General features: G+C 70.1%; 12 protein-coding genes. 6 read left to right on the top strand and 6 right to left on the bottom strand.

Going from position 1 to position 12,010, the window contains the following annotated elements; translation table 11 throughout:
- Positions 1-237: 237 nt before the first annotated feature.
- Positions 238-1,593, top strand: a complete 1,356-nt coding sequence (locus tag KLK06_RS02865) for a dipeptidase (RefSeq protein ID WP_214633659.1) — start codon at positions 238-240, stop codon at positions 1,591-1,593.
- A gap of 5 nt (positions 1,594-1,598) precedes the next feature.
- Here the strand turns inward: KLK06_RS02865 and KLK06_RS02860 are convergent, their stop codons facing one another.
- Positions 1,599-2,549, bottom strand: coding sequence for an Lrp/AsnC family transcriptional regulator (locus KLK06_RS02860; protein WP_214633658.1), 951 nt, complete (start codon positions 2,547-2,549; stop codon positions 1,599-1,601).
- An 85-nt stretch (positions 2,550-2,634) separates the two neighbouring features.
- Here KLK06_RS02860 and KLK06_RS02855 point away from each other — a divergent pair, with 85 nt between their 5' ends.
- Positions 2,635-3,462 (top strand): NAD(P)H-binding protein, encoded by an 828-nt coding sequence (locus KLK06_RS02855; protein ID WP_250904760.1) that lies wholly within the window; start codon positions 2,635-2,637, stop codon positions 3,460-3,462.
- Between the two features lie 59 nt (positions 3,463-3,521).
- A complete protein-coding gene (locus KLK06_RS02850; RefSeq protein ID WP_214633657.1) occupies positions 3,522-4,130 on the top strand; it encodes a hypothetical protein in 609 nt (202 codons plus the stop codon).
- On the opposite strand, the gene KLK06_RS02845 is transcribed toward KLK06_RS02850, so the two are convergent.
- The 5 genes from KLK06_RS02845 to KLK06_RS02825 all read right to left on the bottom strand — a co-directional run bounded on the left by KLK06_RS02845 (position 4,104) and on the right by KLK06_RS02825 (position 7,356).
- Positions 4,104-4,700: a TetR/AcrR family transcriptional regulator gene (locus KLK06_RS02845; RefSeq protein ID WP_214633656.1), complete on the bottom strand. Its 597-nt coding sequence runs from the start codon at positions 4,698-4,700 to the stop codon at positions 4,104-4,106. The genes KLK06_RS02850 and KLK06_RS02845 overlap by 27 nt on opposite strands.
- Positions 4,701-4,769: 69 nt before the next feature.
- Positions 4,770-5,486: a sulfotransferase family protein gene (locus KLK06_RS02840; RefSeq protein ID WP_250904759.1), complete on the bottom strand. Its 717-nt coding sequence runs from the start codon at positions 5,484-5,486 to the stop codon at positions 4,770-4,772.
- A 104-nt stretch (positions 5,487-5,590) separates the two neighbouring features.
- Positions 5,591-6,133, bottom strand: a complete 543-nt coding sequence (locus tag KLK06_RS02835) for a TetR/AcrR family transcriptional regulator (RefSeq protein WP_214633655.1) — start codon at positions 6,131-6,133, stop codon at positions 5,591-5,593.
- A 43-nt stretch (positions 6,134-6,176) separates the two neighbouring features.
- A complete protein-coding gene (locus KLK06_RS02830; protein ID WP_250904758.1) occupies positions 6,177-6,677 on the bottom strand; it encodes a pyridoxamine 5'-phosphate oxidase family protein in 501 nt (166 codons plus the stop codon).
- Positions 6,678-6,834: 157 nt separating this feature from the next.
- Positions 6,835-7,356 carry a cysteine dioxygenase family protein gene (locus KLK06_RS02825; protein WP_214633653.1) on the bottom strand — a complete coding sequence of 174 codons (522 nt, stop codon included), beginning with the start codon at positions 7,354-7,356 and terminating at the stop codon, positions 6,835-6,837.
- A gap of 99 nt (positions 7,357-7,455) precedes the next feature.
- On the opposite strand from KLK06_RS02825, the gene KLK06_RS02820 reads away from it, so the two are divergent.
- The 3 genes from KLK06_RS02820 to KLK06_RS02810 all read left to right on the top strand — a co-directional run bounded on the left by KLK06_RS02820 (position 7,456) and on the right by KLK06_RS02810 (position 12,002).
- A complete protein-coding gene (locus KLK06_RS02820) occupies positions 7,456-8,340 on the top strand; it encodes a LysR family transcriptional regulator (protein WP_214633652.1) in 885 nt (294 codons plus the stop codon).
- 34 nt (positions 8,341-8,374) lie between these two features.
- Complete coding sequence (locus KLK06_RS02815; protein WP_214633651.1) at positions 8,375-9,001, top strand: LysE family translocator; 627 nt, start codon at positions 8,375-8,377, stop codon at positions 8,999-9,001.
- A 100-nt stretch (positions 9,002-9,101) separates the two neighbouring features.
- Entirely contained in the window at positions 9,102-12,002 is a 2,901-nt protein-coding gene (locus KLK06_RS02810; protein WP_214633650.1) for a tetratricopeptide repeat protein, read from the top strand.
- Positions 12,003-12,010 lie beyond the last annotated feature (8 nt).

Here is a 12,010-nt window from a genome sequence, read left to right as displayed (position 1 = left end):
CCTCGTGTCCGATCTCCCCACAGTCTGCATGTTCACCTCGGGTTTGCCAAGCGAAAGCGTCGCAACAGTATGCAAGAAATCCGAGATCCGCAGGAACGGTATGTAACAACCACGAAATCCGCAGGTAGATTAGCGCGCGGGTCATGCCTGTTTCACGCGCTGTGGAACCTTCTGTGATCCAATGAGACGTTAACTATCGAGAACGACAACTACCGAGAAAGACCCCGGGGGACAGCCGTGACTCCTGAACAGATCGAGAGCGCCGTCGCGGCCGCGATGCCGCAGGCCGTCGAGGACCTCAGGCGGCTCGCCGCCATCCCGTCCGTGGCCTTCCCCGGGCATCCCGAGGAGCCCGTACTCGCCGCCGCGGCCCTGACCGAGGAACTACTCCGCAGCACCGGGCTGTCGCACGTGCAGCGGGTCCCCGTCGAGGGCAGTTTCCCCGCGGTGTACGGGGAGGTGCCCGCACCGCCCGGCGCGCCCACGGTGCTGCTCTACGCGCACTACGACGTGCAGCCCGCCGGTGATCCCGCCGCCTGGCGTACCTCGCCGTTCGAGCCGACCCTGATCGACGGTCAGCTCTTCGGCCGGGGCACCGCGGACGACAAGTCGGGCATCATCTCGCACGTCACCGCCCTGCGCGTGTTCCAGCGGCAGTTCCCCGTCGGAGTGAAGGTCCTCATCGAGGGCCAGGAGGAGTACGCCGGGGAGCGCCTGGAGGCGTTCGTCGAGCGCAACCCCGACCTGCTGCGGGCCGACGCCATCGTGGTGGCCGACACCGGCAACCCGCGGATCGGCGACCCCTCGGTCACCACCTCCCTGCGTGGCATGGCCGCCTTCACCATCGAGGTCCGTACGCTGCGCGAGCCGGTGCACAGCGGCTCCTTCGGCGGTGCCGCCCCCGACGCGCTCGAGGCGCTCATGCGGATGCTGACCTCGCTGCACGACGACAACGGCGACATCCGGGTGCCGGGCCTGCCCCGTGGCAGCTTCCTCGGTCAGGGACCGTCGGAGGAGGAGTTCCGCAAGACCGCCGGGGTGCTGGAGGGCGTCTCGCTGGTCGGCTCCGGCTCCTTGGCGGACCGGCTGTGGGCGTCGTACGCCATCACCGTGACCGGCATCGACGCGCCTCCGGTGTCGGGCGCCATCAACGCCGTGCAGCCGGTGGCCCGCGCCCGCGTCACCGTCCGCACTCCCCCTTCAGGCGACCCCAAGACGACCGTGAACGCGGTGGTCGAATTCCTCCGGCAGGTCACGCCGTGGGGCGCGCAGGTCTCGTTCGGCGACTTCACCGTGGGGTCGGGCTTCCAGGCCGACTCGGGCGGCAAGGCCCGCGCGGCGCTCAACCGGGCGATGGAACGCGCCTTCGGGCGGCCGCCGCGTGACGTGGGCGCCGGCGGGTCCATTCCGCTGGTGAACACGCTGCTGAAGCAGTTCCCCGCGGCGGAGATCCTGCTGTTCGGGGCCGAGGACGAGGACGCGGCCATCCACGCGCCCAACGAGCGGGTGGACCTCGAGGAACTGCGGCGCATCGCCACCGCCGAGGCGCTGTTCCTGCGGGAGCTCAGCCTGCCCTCCGCCCTCGGCGTCTGATTCCGCTACAGCAGCAGCGGCCCGCCGCGTTTGACGGTGCGGATGATGGGAGCGGTCTCCATGGTGGTGATCGCTTCCAGCGGGGCGAGTCGTTCGGTGAGGTAATGGCCCAGGTCCAGGGGGTCGCGGCAGTTCAGGGCCGCGAGCAGGTTGGTGGGGCCGGTGGTGAGGGACGCGAAGGCGATCTCTGGATGCCGCGCCAGCGCCTCACCGACCTCGACCACCTTGGCCGGCCGGGCGGTGATCCACAGCCGCGCCTGGGTGCCGAATCCGACCGCCGAGGGCGGGATGTCGAGCTGGTAGCTCACGATTCCCTGGCTGCGCAGCGCGTACAGGCGGCGTTTCACCGTGGTCTCCGACCAGCCGGTCGCGGCGGCCAGCTCGGCGTAGGGCGCGCGGCCGTCCAGGTTGAGTGCCCGCAGCAGCGCCTTGTCGCCCTCATCGAGCTCGATCGGGCCGTCGCCGGCCTCGACCGGCGGCGGTCGCAGCCGGTCGGCCTGTTCGGGTGCCAGCCAGGCGAGCCCCTGCCAGCCGTCCGGCAGGACGAACCCGCGCAGCAGCAGGTGGGCGGAGACCGAGACGACCCCGCTGGTGCGGGGCAGTCTGCCCAGCAGCAGGGCGTCCTGGTCCTGGGTGCCGCGGGTCTGCACGGTGCAGGAGACCTCGGTGCCGCCGGACAGCAGGTACACGAACGAGGTGTCGTCACGGGCGGCCAGCGCCTTGGCGACCGGTCCGGCCGCGTCCGGGGTGCAGCGCAGCCGGATGGTCCACTGGGTGTGCCCCAGCCGTCCGCCGTTGACCAGGCCCACCACCCGCAGCACGCCCTGGCCGCGCAGCCGCCGATAGCGGCGGGCCACGGTGTTCTCCGAGACCTCGAGCACGTCGGCGATCGCCCTGAACGAGGCCCGGCCGTCGATCTGCAGCGCGTGAACCAGGCCTCGGTCGACAGTATCCATCCACAAATCCCGGTGTAGTGACGGTTTCCGGCGATCCTAGCCGCGTGGTTGGCCCCGATACGGGGTCGTGGGCGACGCTCAGGGCATGAACATGCTCATCCTCGCCGCTACCGGCAACGTCGGCGGCCAGATCATCACCCAGCTCAAGCAGACCGGCCACACCGTGCGGGCGGTCACCCGCGATCCGCACGCCGCCCGTTTCCCCGCCGACGTCGAGGTGGTGCGCGGCGACCTGTCCGAACCGGACACCATCGCGGCCTGCCTGGACGGCATCGACGCGGTGTTCCTGCTCTGGCCGCTGCACACCGGCAAGCACCTGCCCGCCGTGCTGGAGGTCGTCGCGCGGCAGGCCCGCCGGGTGGTCTTCCTGGGTACGGGCGGCGTCCCCGACCTCAGCTTCGAAGAGCAGGAGCGGCTCGTCCACGGCTGCGGAATCGAGTCCACCATGATCAGGCCGAGCACCTTCGCGGTGAACACGTTGTGGTGGGCCGACCAGATCCGCGCGGGCGACATCGTCGAAGGGGCCTACGGCGCGCTGCCGATGTCCCTGATCCACGAGGCCGACATGGCCGCCGTCGCGGTCCGTGCCCTCACCGAGCCGGGGCACGACGGCGCCACCTACACCCTGACCGGCCCCGAGGTACTCACTCAGGCCGACCAGGTCCGCGTCATCGGCGAGGCGCTGGGCCGGCCGCTGCGCTGGCGGGAGCTCACCCGCGCGGAGGCCCGCCGGCGACTGCTGGCCGACGAGAGGTTCCCCGACTCCTTCGTCGACGTGCTGCTCGACGGCTACGCCGCCATGCTCGCCGGGCCGCCGCCCACCCTGACCTCCACCGTCCAGGACGTCACCGGCGCGCCGGCCCGATCACTGCGCCAATGGGCCACCGACCACGCGGCCGACTTCAGCGACTGACCGGGGGGCGGTCAGTCGCCGCATTGACACGTGTATGACCGAGGCCGCAGTTTGGGTTTATGGATGAATTTCGAATGGTTCACGAATTTTCTCTCTCGACCGCTATCCGGTTATGCACCCCTCTCGTGCTGTTGATCCCGGTATTTCTTGTGCTGAGGTCCATCCCGGGCTCTGACATCGAGGTGGGGGTCATAGCCGCCGCGGCGACGATGATCGCCATGGGCGTACGGCTGGCCAGATACCGGCAGCTGGTCACTGACACGGTCGTACGCTTCTCAGCCCAAGGTGTGGAGATGACAGACGCGTACGGGTCACGTGTGCGTCTGGCCTGGCGGAACATTGAGGGCATCGATGTCGTGGACAGCCGGGTACCGAGCCCTCACACGGTCATCAGGGCCGACGGGACCCACATTCGGACCGGGACCAGGAAATGCGTCGGCGTGGTCGGCTGGGGTGAATACCAGCTTTCTCCCCGCGCCCCCGGCTGGTTGATATCCCATCTGGATCGGCTGCCGGTCGATCCGGTCATTGGACTGCCGAAACTGAGCATCCCTCTTGGCGTCGTCGACCCGCTGTGGGAACACGGTCCGATGGGCGACCGGGTCCGCCGGCAACGGCCCGATCTGTTCCGTGGTCTGAGGTCAGTCGGTGTCGGCGTCGAGGAGTGAGCGGATGAGGGGTACGGCCAGGCGGAGGACGTCGTCGAGGTCGGCCTCGGCCAGGTCGGGCATGCGGAGCAGGTGGCGGTGGACGGTGATGCCGAACATCACCGCGCCCGCCAGCGCGGCCCGCAGGCGCGCGTCGGGCCCGTGGATCCCGGGCGCGATCCGGTCGATCGCCACCGAGGTCACGTGTTCGCGCAGCATCTGGGCGGCTTCCTCGCTGGTCATGCTCGTGCGCAGGAGTACGGCCATCGGGCTGTCGGGGGCGGCGGCCCAGCGTTCGAGCATGGCACGCAGGAGGTTCTCGGCGGAGCGACCCGGGTCGTCGGTGGTCAGGGAGTCGATGTCGATGCCGAAGTCGAGGGACTCGCGGAACAGCTGCTGCTTGGTGCCGAAGTACTGGATGACCGAGGACTTGTCGACGTCGGCCTCCGCCGCGATCGCGCGGATGGTGGCGCGTTCGTAGCCGAGTTCGCCGAAGGTGCGGCGGGCGGCCTCCAGGATCCGGCGGCGGGTGCGCTGTCCCTTGCTTTCGGGCTCCCACACCTGGTCAGGGGCGATCTCACCGGTTGACATCGATCACCACCTCCTGCTGGCCTCCGATGGTACTGGGAGCGGGAGGCCGGGCGGGAGGCGGCGATCGATCTAGTGGCTCTGGCCGAAGGGCGAGTGGAGGCCGTCCCCGGCCATCATCCCTTCGAGCATGCGCTGCATCGACTCGGAGTCGTTGAGATGCGGGAACGGCTCATCGGCGGGGACCTCGACGTCCAGGAACTCGCACAACGGCGCCCACCCCTCGCGCACGTCGAACACCAGGAGCCGGCTGGCGGGCAGGCTCGCCTGGACGGTGGCCACATGGCGGTGGTACGCCTCGATGGCGACCTCCTCCTCGGGCAGGCCACCCACGGGGGACCAGCCCTGGCCGAAGGCGTCTTGCCCGAGCTTGGCCATCACCGGGCCCATCTTCCGCATCGCGCCGAAGACCTTGGCCGCGGCCGGTGGCAGCGCCGACGGGTCCATGTTCTGGAGCCGGCGGGGGCCGTTGGCGAGGAGGTTCTGCATGCTGGTGTACCAGCGCTGGGGGTCGCGGACGGTCAGGATGACCTTGGCTTCGGGATAGGCCGCCGCCTGCTCGCGCCAGAAGCCACTGGCCGGCCAGTCCTGCGCCGACTGATAGCCGTCGAACACCTGGTCCCAGTCCGGCGACTCGCCGGAGACGATGGACGCCCACCGGTCGACCTGTTCGGGATGGGTCATGATCTCGTACATGTGGTAGCAGGGGCCGAATCCGAGCCGCTCCAGCGCGGCCTTCATCGAGCTGGTTCCGGTACGCGGGAAACCCGCGCCGATCACTTTCAGCATTTCCGTGCCTCCCGTTTCCAGCGGCTGACGCGCGCCTCTGGCTGAGAGTAAAGGACCACTTGCGAGATCTCAACAAGTGTACAGTTTTTCCCGCTACGGCCCGTTCAGCGTTCGCCGACGGTTCCGTACCTGAGCAGGTCGAGGAGCCGTGCGGACTGGCCCGTGCCGGTCAGGGCGATCGCGTTGGCGAGGGTCATCAGCTCGCGGACGGTCAGGTCGGCGCGGGCCTCGCCCGCGTCCTGCGCCCTGGTGAGCAGTGCCGATGCGGTGGCCAGCATCTTCTCGTGCCATTCGCCGAACAGCGCCGAGCCGTCCCGTGGGAGGGCCAGCGCCAGGTCGCGCTTGCCGGCTACGTGTTCGACGAAGGCGCCCAGCCACTCGTGCAGCGCGTCGCCCGGCGGATCGGCCGCCAGCAGAGCCTCGCCCCTCTCGCACAGCTCCGTCACCTCGTCGGCGTACACGGCGATGATCAGGTCCTGGCGGGTGGGAAAGTGCCGGTACATGGTGGCGTTGCCGACCCCGGCGAGGCGGGCGACGTCGTCGAGCGGCGCGTCCACGCCGCGCTCGGCGAACAGTCTCCTGGCCGCGGCCAGCACCGCGTCGTGATTGCGGCGCGCGTCCGCCCGCCTGGGGCGCTGTGCGGGCATACGGCTCAGCGTAGCCGTGCGGGAAGCCCCAGTGCGGCCAGGCTCAGAAGCTCCAGCGGGTCTGGCTGAAGTGGCCCTTGCGGAAGCCGAACGCCTTGACCGGGGTCACCGCGAACACCAGTGCCCGGTCGCCGCCCGAGTTCAGGAAGGCGTCGTCGCCCACCTCGAAGCGCCAGCCGCCGCCGTACTTGACCTCGTAGGCGTCGGCGAGCCGCTTGAGCCGGCCGGAGTCGGTGATCCGCTCCGCGACACCCTCCACGACCACGTCCAGGCCCTCTTCCAGTGAGTTCGTGCCGGTCGTGAGCGTGCAGCGCTGGTTGGACTCCAGGTTGCGGGCCTTCTGCTCGCCCGCGCCAGTGCAGAAGCAGAGCGCGCCGTCCTGCCAGACGGCCAGCAGGGTCGTGACGTGCGGGCTGCCGTCGGGGCGGACGGTGGCGAGCCAGAACGTCTGGGCCCGCTCCAGGGTGTCGCGTGCCTCGGCCCACCCGGTCGCGGTGGCGCTCTCGGCGCTGTATCTGGCGTCCAGCTCGGTGATCGGTTCCATGATCGCTTCTCCTTGATGGGCGTACATGGATACAGACCACCCGCGTGCGGGAAACTCATCGATGAGTTTCCCGTCGCCGACCGGTCCATACAGACATGACGACCTTTGTACTGATCCACGGCGGTGGTGGCAGCGCCTGGGACTGGCACCTGGAGGACTACCTGACGGGCAGGTCGTAGACCCGGCGCACGCTGCTGCCGAGCCGGCTCACGTCGGCACCGTACACGTGCACCGACACCCCGACCTCGTCACTCACGTTGATCACCTTGTGGATGTCGCCGGGCGGCGCGAACCCGCTCGCCTCGCCCGGCAGGTTGGCGGCCTGCCCGATCTCCAGCAGGTGATCTCCCATGTCCCGGTAGAGCGTCTCGTGTTCGATCCCGCTGATCACACCGAACGCGCACCACGACACGTGGTCGTGAATCACCGTGAACTGGCCCGGCCGCCACACGACCGCCACGACGGAGAAGTCGTCGCTCGCGTACAGCGCCTGGGACACGTACGTGTCGGGCGATCCCACTCGTTCCGCCGGCGTCAGCAGGTCGAGCCTGGACAGCCGGGGCCGGAGCAGGTCCGCCACCGCGAACGCGGTCTCCCGCGGGGCGAGACCCCGGGCGGTGATGTCGCTGATATCCGACACGAGGTCGTCGAGCCCTGGCCGGATCAGGACTGTTTCCATGTCGTCTCCCTGAAAGTCGCTCTCTCCTTCTACCGTGCTACGTTTCGATCCATAGGTCCAACAGAAGTCTTTTGGCTCATCAATAGATATGATTGATGAATGCTCGATGTCGTACGGCTCCGCGTGCTCGTCGCCGTCGCGCGCAGGGGCTCGCTCACCGCCGCCGCCAAGGAGCTGCACTACTCGCAGCCGTCGGTCAGCCACCACCTGGCGCGCCTCGAAGCCGAGACCGGCGCCAAGCTCGTACAGCGCGTGGGACGCGGCATCCGGCTGACGGAGGCCGGCAAGCTGCTCGCCGCGCGGGCGGCCGACATCATCGGGCGCCTCGACGCCACCTCCGACGAGCTCGCCGCGCACGTGGGGCTCCGTTCGGGGCGGGCCCGGCTGGCCGCGTTCCCGTCCGCGCTGGGCACGTTCATCCCCAAGGCGGCCACCCGGCTGGAGGCTTCGCATCCCGGGCTGCGACTGCAGCTCACGGAGACCGAGCCGCCGGAGGCGCTCCGGCTGCTGCGGGCGGGACGGGTGGATGTGGCGGTGATGTTCCGCTACGACGACACGGCGCCCGAGGACCCGGGGATCCAGATGATCCACCTGCTCGACGACCCCAGCTATCTGGTGTCTTCTACCGTTTCCGGGGATTTGAGATCACATGCCGGTGATTCCTGGATCGCTGGGTGTGACCGGTGTCGTAGCCATCTGCTCGATCTCTGCGCCAAGGCCGGGTTCGAGCCGCGCATCTCCTTCACCAGCGACGACATCGTTGCCGTGCAGGCGCTGGTGGCGGCGGGCATGGGGCTGACCATGCTGCCCGGGCTGGCGCTCTCCGCGCACCAGCATCCGGATGTGGAGGTGGCCGCGATCCCGGGGTCCACCAGGCATGTGTACGCGGCGGTCTACGGCGACCCGCCCCACCCACCGGCCACCGAGGCGGTGCTGTCCGCTCTGCTGGAGAGCGTCCGATCGTTCGCGCGGAAACCCCTTTGACCGCGCTGAGGGCCGTACGCCTACCATGAGCGACATGCCGGATCTCGCGACGTTCGCTCTCTTCTGCGCGGCCACCCTCGCCCTCCTCCTGGTGCCGGGTCCCGCGGTGCTGTTCATCGTCACCAGGAGCGTCGCGCAAGGCAGGTCGGCGGGCCTGGTCTCGGTGCTCGGCGTCCACACGGGCTCGGTGGTGCATGTGATCGCCGCGGCGCTGGGCATCAGCGCGCTGGTGGCCGCCTCGGCCACGGCGTTCACCGTGATCAAGTACGGAGGCGTCGTCTACCTGGTCTGGCTCGGGGTGCGCAAGCTGATGAACCGGGCCCCCGCCGAGGAAGCGGCCGAGGTGGAGGTGCACTCCAGGCGGCGGATGTTCTGGGAGGGGTTCGTGGTCAACGTGCTCAACCCCAAGACGGCCATCTTCTTCCTGGCGTTCCTGCCGCAGTTCACGGACCCGGCGGCGGGTCCGATCGCGCCGCAGATCCTGGTGCTCGGACTGCTGTGGATGGCGCTCGGCATGACCACCGACGGCACATACGCCCTGCTCTCCTCGGCCCTGGCCGGCCGGGTCCGCCGCTCCACGCGGGCGCGGCGCCGCCTCGACATCGGCAGCGGCCTCGTCTACCTCGGCCTGGCGGCCTTGCTCACAGGCGAGAAGGCCTAGCAAGCGGGGCAATTCCCTGCCCGGGGGCGATCCCTGATGCGATAGTGGTGGCACCCTCGTCGAGGACGACACATCGGGACGTAGCGACTAGGCGGGCCCCATGGACAGGCCATCGCACCGCCTCGGGGCCGAGTGCTTTGTCGAGGTCTACGCAGGTCACGACGGCCTGCTCCCCCTGTCGAGCCTGCTGCTGCCCGCCCGCGAACCGCTGCCGCCCGACTGCCCCGACTGGCCGCTGCTGACGCCGGACCACGCGGTCGTCCCCTTCCTGGGCCGCGACGAGGAACGGGCGGCCCTGCGCGCCTGGGCCGACAACCCGAGCCCGCTGTCGATCGCGGTGCTGACGGGCGCGGGCGGCATGGGCAAGACCCGGCTGGCAGGCGAACTCTGCACCGAACTCACGGCGGTCGGATGGGAAGCCGGTTTCCTCCCCGACCCGCGCCGCGCCACCGGCCTCGACGTACTCCGCCCCACCCTCCTCGCCCTCGACCACCCGGAACCGTCGGCGGCGGCCATCGGCGAGCTCGTCCGGCACCTGGCCGGCCAGAGGCACCGTCCCCGGGTCAGGATCCTGCTGCTCACCCGCGAATCCACCGACGGCGAGTGGTGGCGACGCCTGTGCATGGCAGCCGACCCGTCGGAAGGGCTGCTCCCCATCACCGTCCAGCTCGGCCGCCGTCCGCTGACGGCCGCCGAGCGTGTCGCGCACGCGGCGGCGGCCATGCGGGCATTCGCACCGCCCCGGGCTGTTCTGCCCGATGTCGGTGATCCGGGGTATGACGATCCGCTGCGGTTACAGTTGGCTGCCTTGATGCGGCTGCGGGGGGACGACGTCGCGGCGGACGGGGAGTTGCTCAGCCGGTTCCTGATGTACGAGCTGGACCAGTGGATGACGGTATGGCCGGACGGGCACGAGCCGGTGGACGCCGCGACGGCCCGGCAGGCGGTGGCTCTGGTCACGCTCACCACGCCTACCCGCGAAGAGCTGCACGAACTGCTGTCGGCGGTGCCCCAGGCCCATGACCGCAGACTGGCCCTGGGCGACTGGCTGACCAGGCTTTTCCCAGGCACCTCCTCGCCCCTGCCGCCCGTCGGTCCTGGAGGTACTGAGGCTGGGCTGGCGCCTCTGGGGCCGGAGGTCGTGGCTGAGCAGCTTCTGGCCGAGACCGAGGGCCTCGCCGCGCTGGTACTGGCCATATACGACCATCCCGCCAGGACGGCCGGGCACCTGGTGCAGATGCTGGACGTCTTACGGCTGTCGAGCGAGCGGCCTGCCGTACGTTCGGCGCTGCGGTCGCTGCTCACCGGTCGGCTCGGCGACCTGCTGGAGGCGGCGGCTGAGCCGTCCGCGGGGGTCGGCGACGAGCACGGCACCGCGATCCGATCCCGCCTCGGTGATCAGCTTGATGCTGCGCTCCGATCGCAGGCGACGCTGGCCGAGCTCCGGGTCGGGCATCTGCGGGCCGGCGGCGACCGGATCGCCCTGGCCGGTGCGCTGGTCGAGGTGACGGTGTGGCTGGTGGCAGTGGGCAGAGTGGGCGAGGCCCAGGAGGCTTCGGCGGAGGCGGCCGAGATCTTCGCCGCCACCCTTCCGTACGAGCAGGCAGAGGGTGTTGACGGGCGGTTCGAGGAGGTTGTGCCGTATCTGGTCTCCGCTGTCGAGGCGCTTGAGGTGGCCGAGGAGCGGGCGCCGCTGAGTGGGTGGAGTGACCTGTACGAGTCGCTGGGTGAGTGCCTCGACGCGTTCGTCCGTGGAGCGGTGGCGGCGGGTGACAGTGAGGTGGCCGGGGCGGAGTTGGGCGTTCGGGTGTTCCGGAGGTTGGCCGCGGTCCATCCCGATCGCTATCGAGGTCGGCTCGGGCTCGCGCTGGGGGTGCTGGGAGATCTGGAGTACGAGTTGGGGCGGCCCGGGACGGCGTCCGTTGAGCAGGCCATCGACCTGCTGGGCGACGCCGTTGAGGACGAAGAACGCGGCATGCTGGTGCGGTCCCTGTGCGTCTACGCCCGTGCGTTGCTTGGGCGGCATCGGAGCGTTGAAGCTCTGGCGCATGTCGAGCGGGCCGCCGATCTCTGTGACGAGCTGGACGAGCCGGTTGTCGCGGCCATGACGTACGCGGTGCTGGGCGCGACGCTGGCCGCGCTCGATCGGCCGCGCGACGCGCTGGAGGCCATCACCTGGTCACAGGCCGAGCAGCAGCGGGCGCGGGTCGCGTTGCTTCCTGTCCAAGCGAGGGCCGCTCAGCTGCGGGGGATGGTCTTGCACGGGTATGGCAGGCAGCAGGAGGCCATGGTCCACCTGACCCAGGCCGTGAACACCTTCCAGAAGCTCCCGCCCACCCCGGCCCGGCTCCTGCTGGCGGCCGAGGCGGCGACCGTGCTGGTGGACGGCCTGCTGGCGGACGGCAGGACGGATGAGGCCATCGGCTACGCCAGGGAGGCCGTCGCCGTCTACGACGGGCTGCTGGCTGAGGGGGTTGACGCGGCCGGGGTGCATACCGGGCGGGCCGTGGCCGGGATGTCGCTGGGCGCCGCCCTCGCCCTGCAGGGCAGGCACGCCGACTCGGTGCGGCCGTTGGGTGAGGCGGTGGCGGCGCTGGAACGTTTCGCGGCCGGCGATCCGGTTCTGAAGGGGCAGCTGGCCAAGGGGATGCTCATGCTCGGGGACGCGTTGATCGAGGCGGGGCGGGCGCTGGAGGCCAGCGTCGTGCTGCATCGGGGTACCCAGGTGATCGAGGACGATCTGCTCAGCGCCGTGGCCCACGCTCAGCTCGGCTTCTGCCGGACGGAGCTGGGCCACCACGAGGCGGCGGAGGACGCGCTGCGCACGGCCGACCGGTTGTTACGCGGACTGCTGCTGACCCGCGACAGCACCGGTGACGGGGATCTTGGCGCCATGCTGGGCGACGTACTGCGCGGCCGGCTGGAGTTGCTGAAGCAGGCAGGTCACACCGACGAAGCGGCCCAGGTCGAGCGCGATCTGGGCCACTACACGAGCCGCTGAACCCAGGA

Origin of the sequence: Nonomuraea sp. NEAU-A123, assembly GCF_018603905.1 — a bacterium.
GTDB lineage: Bacteria > Actinomycetota > Actinomycetes > Streptosporangiales > Streptosporangiaceae > Nonomuraea.
This window is presented reverse-complemented; position numbering and strand designations above follow the sequence as displayed.

Excerpts from the sequence above, each read along its gene's own strand:
- KLK06_RS02830 (WP_250904758.1), bottom strand. The coding sequence starts at position 6,677 with ATGGAACCGATCACCGAGCTGGACGCCAGATACAGCGCCGAGAGCGCC.
- KLK06_RS02815 (WP_214633651.1), top strand. The coding sequence starts at position 8,375 with ATGCCGGATCTCGCGACGTTCGCTCTCTTCTGCGCGGCCACCCTCGCC.
- KLK06_RS02840 (WP_250904759.1), bottom strand. The coding sequence starts at position 5,486 with ATGCTGAAAGTGATCGGCGCGGGTTTCCCGCGTACCGGAACCAGCTCG.
- KLK06_RS02860 (WP_214633658.1), bottom strand. The coding sequence starts at position 2,549 with ATGGATACTGTCGACCGAGGCCTGGTTCACGCGCTGCAGATCGACGGC.
- KLK06_RS02810 (WP_214633650.1), top strand. The coding sequence starts at position 9,102 with ATGGACAGGCCATCGCACCGCCTCGGGGCCGAGTGCTTTGTCGAGGTC.
- KLK06_RS02820 (WP_214633652.1), top strand. The coding sequence starts at position 7,456 with ATGCTCGATGTCGTACGGCTCCGCGTGCTCGTCGCCGTCGCGCGCAGG.
- KLK06_RS02850 (WP_214633657.1), top strand. The coding sequence starts at position 3,522 with ATGGATGAATTTCGAATGGTTCACGAATTTTCTCTCTCGACCGCTATC.
- KLK06_RS02825 (WP_214633653.1), bottom strand. The coding sequence starts at position 7,356 with ATGGAAACAGTCCTGATCCGGCCAGGGCTCGACGACCTCGTGTCGGAT.
- KLK06_RS02845 (WP_214633656.1), bottom strand. The coding sequence starts at position 4,700 with ATGTCAACCGGTGAGATCGCCCCTGACCAGGTGTGGGAGCCCGAAAGC.
- KLK06_RS02855 (WP_250904760.1), top strand. The coding sequence starts at position 2,635 with ATGAACATGCTCATCCTCGCCGCTACCGGCAACGTCGGCGGCCAGATC.
- KLK06_RS02835 (WP_214633655.1), bottom strand. The coding sequence starts at position 6,133 with ATGCCCGCACAGCGCCCCAGGCGGGCGGACGCGCGCCGCAATCACGAC.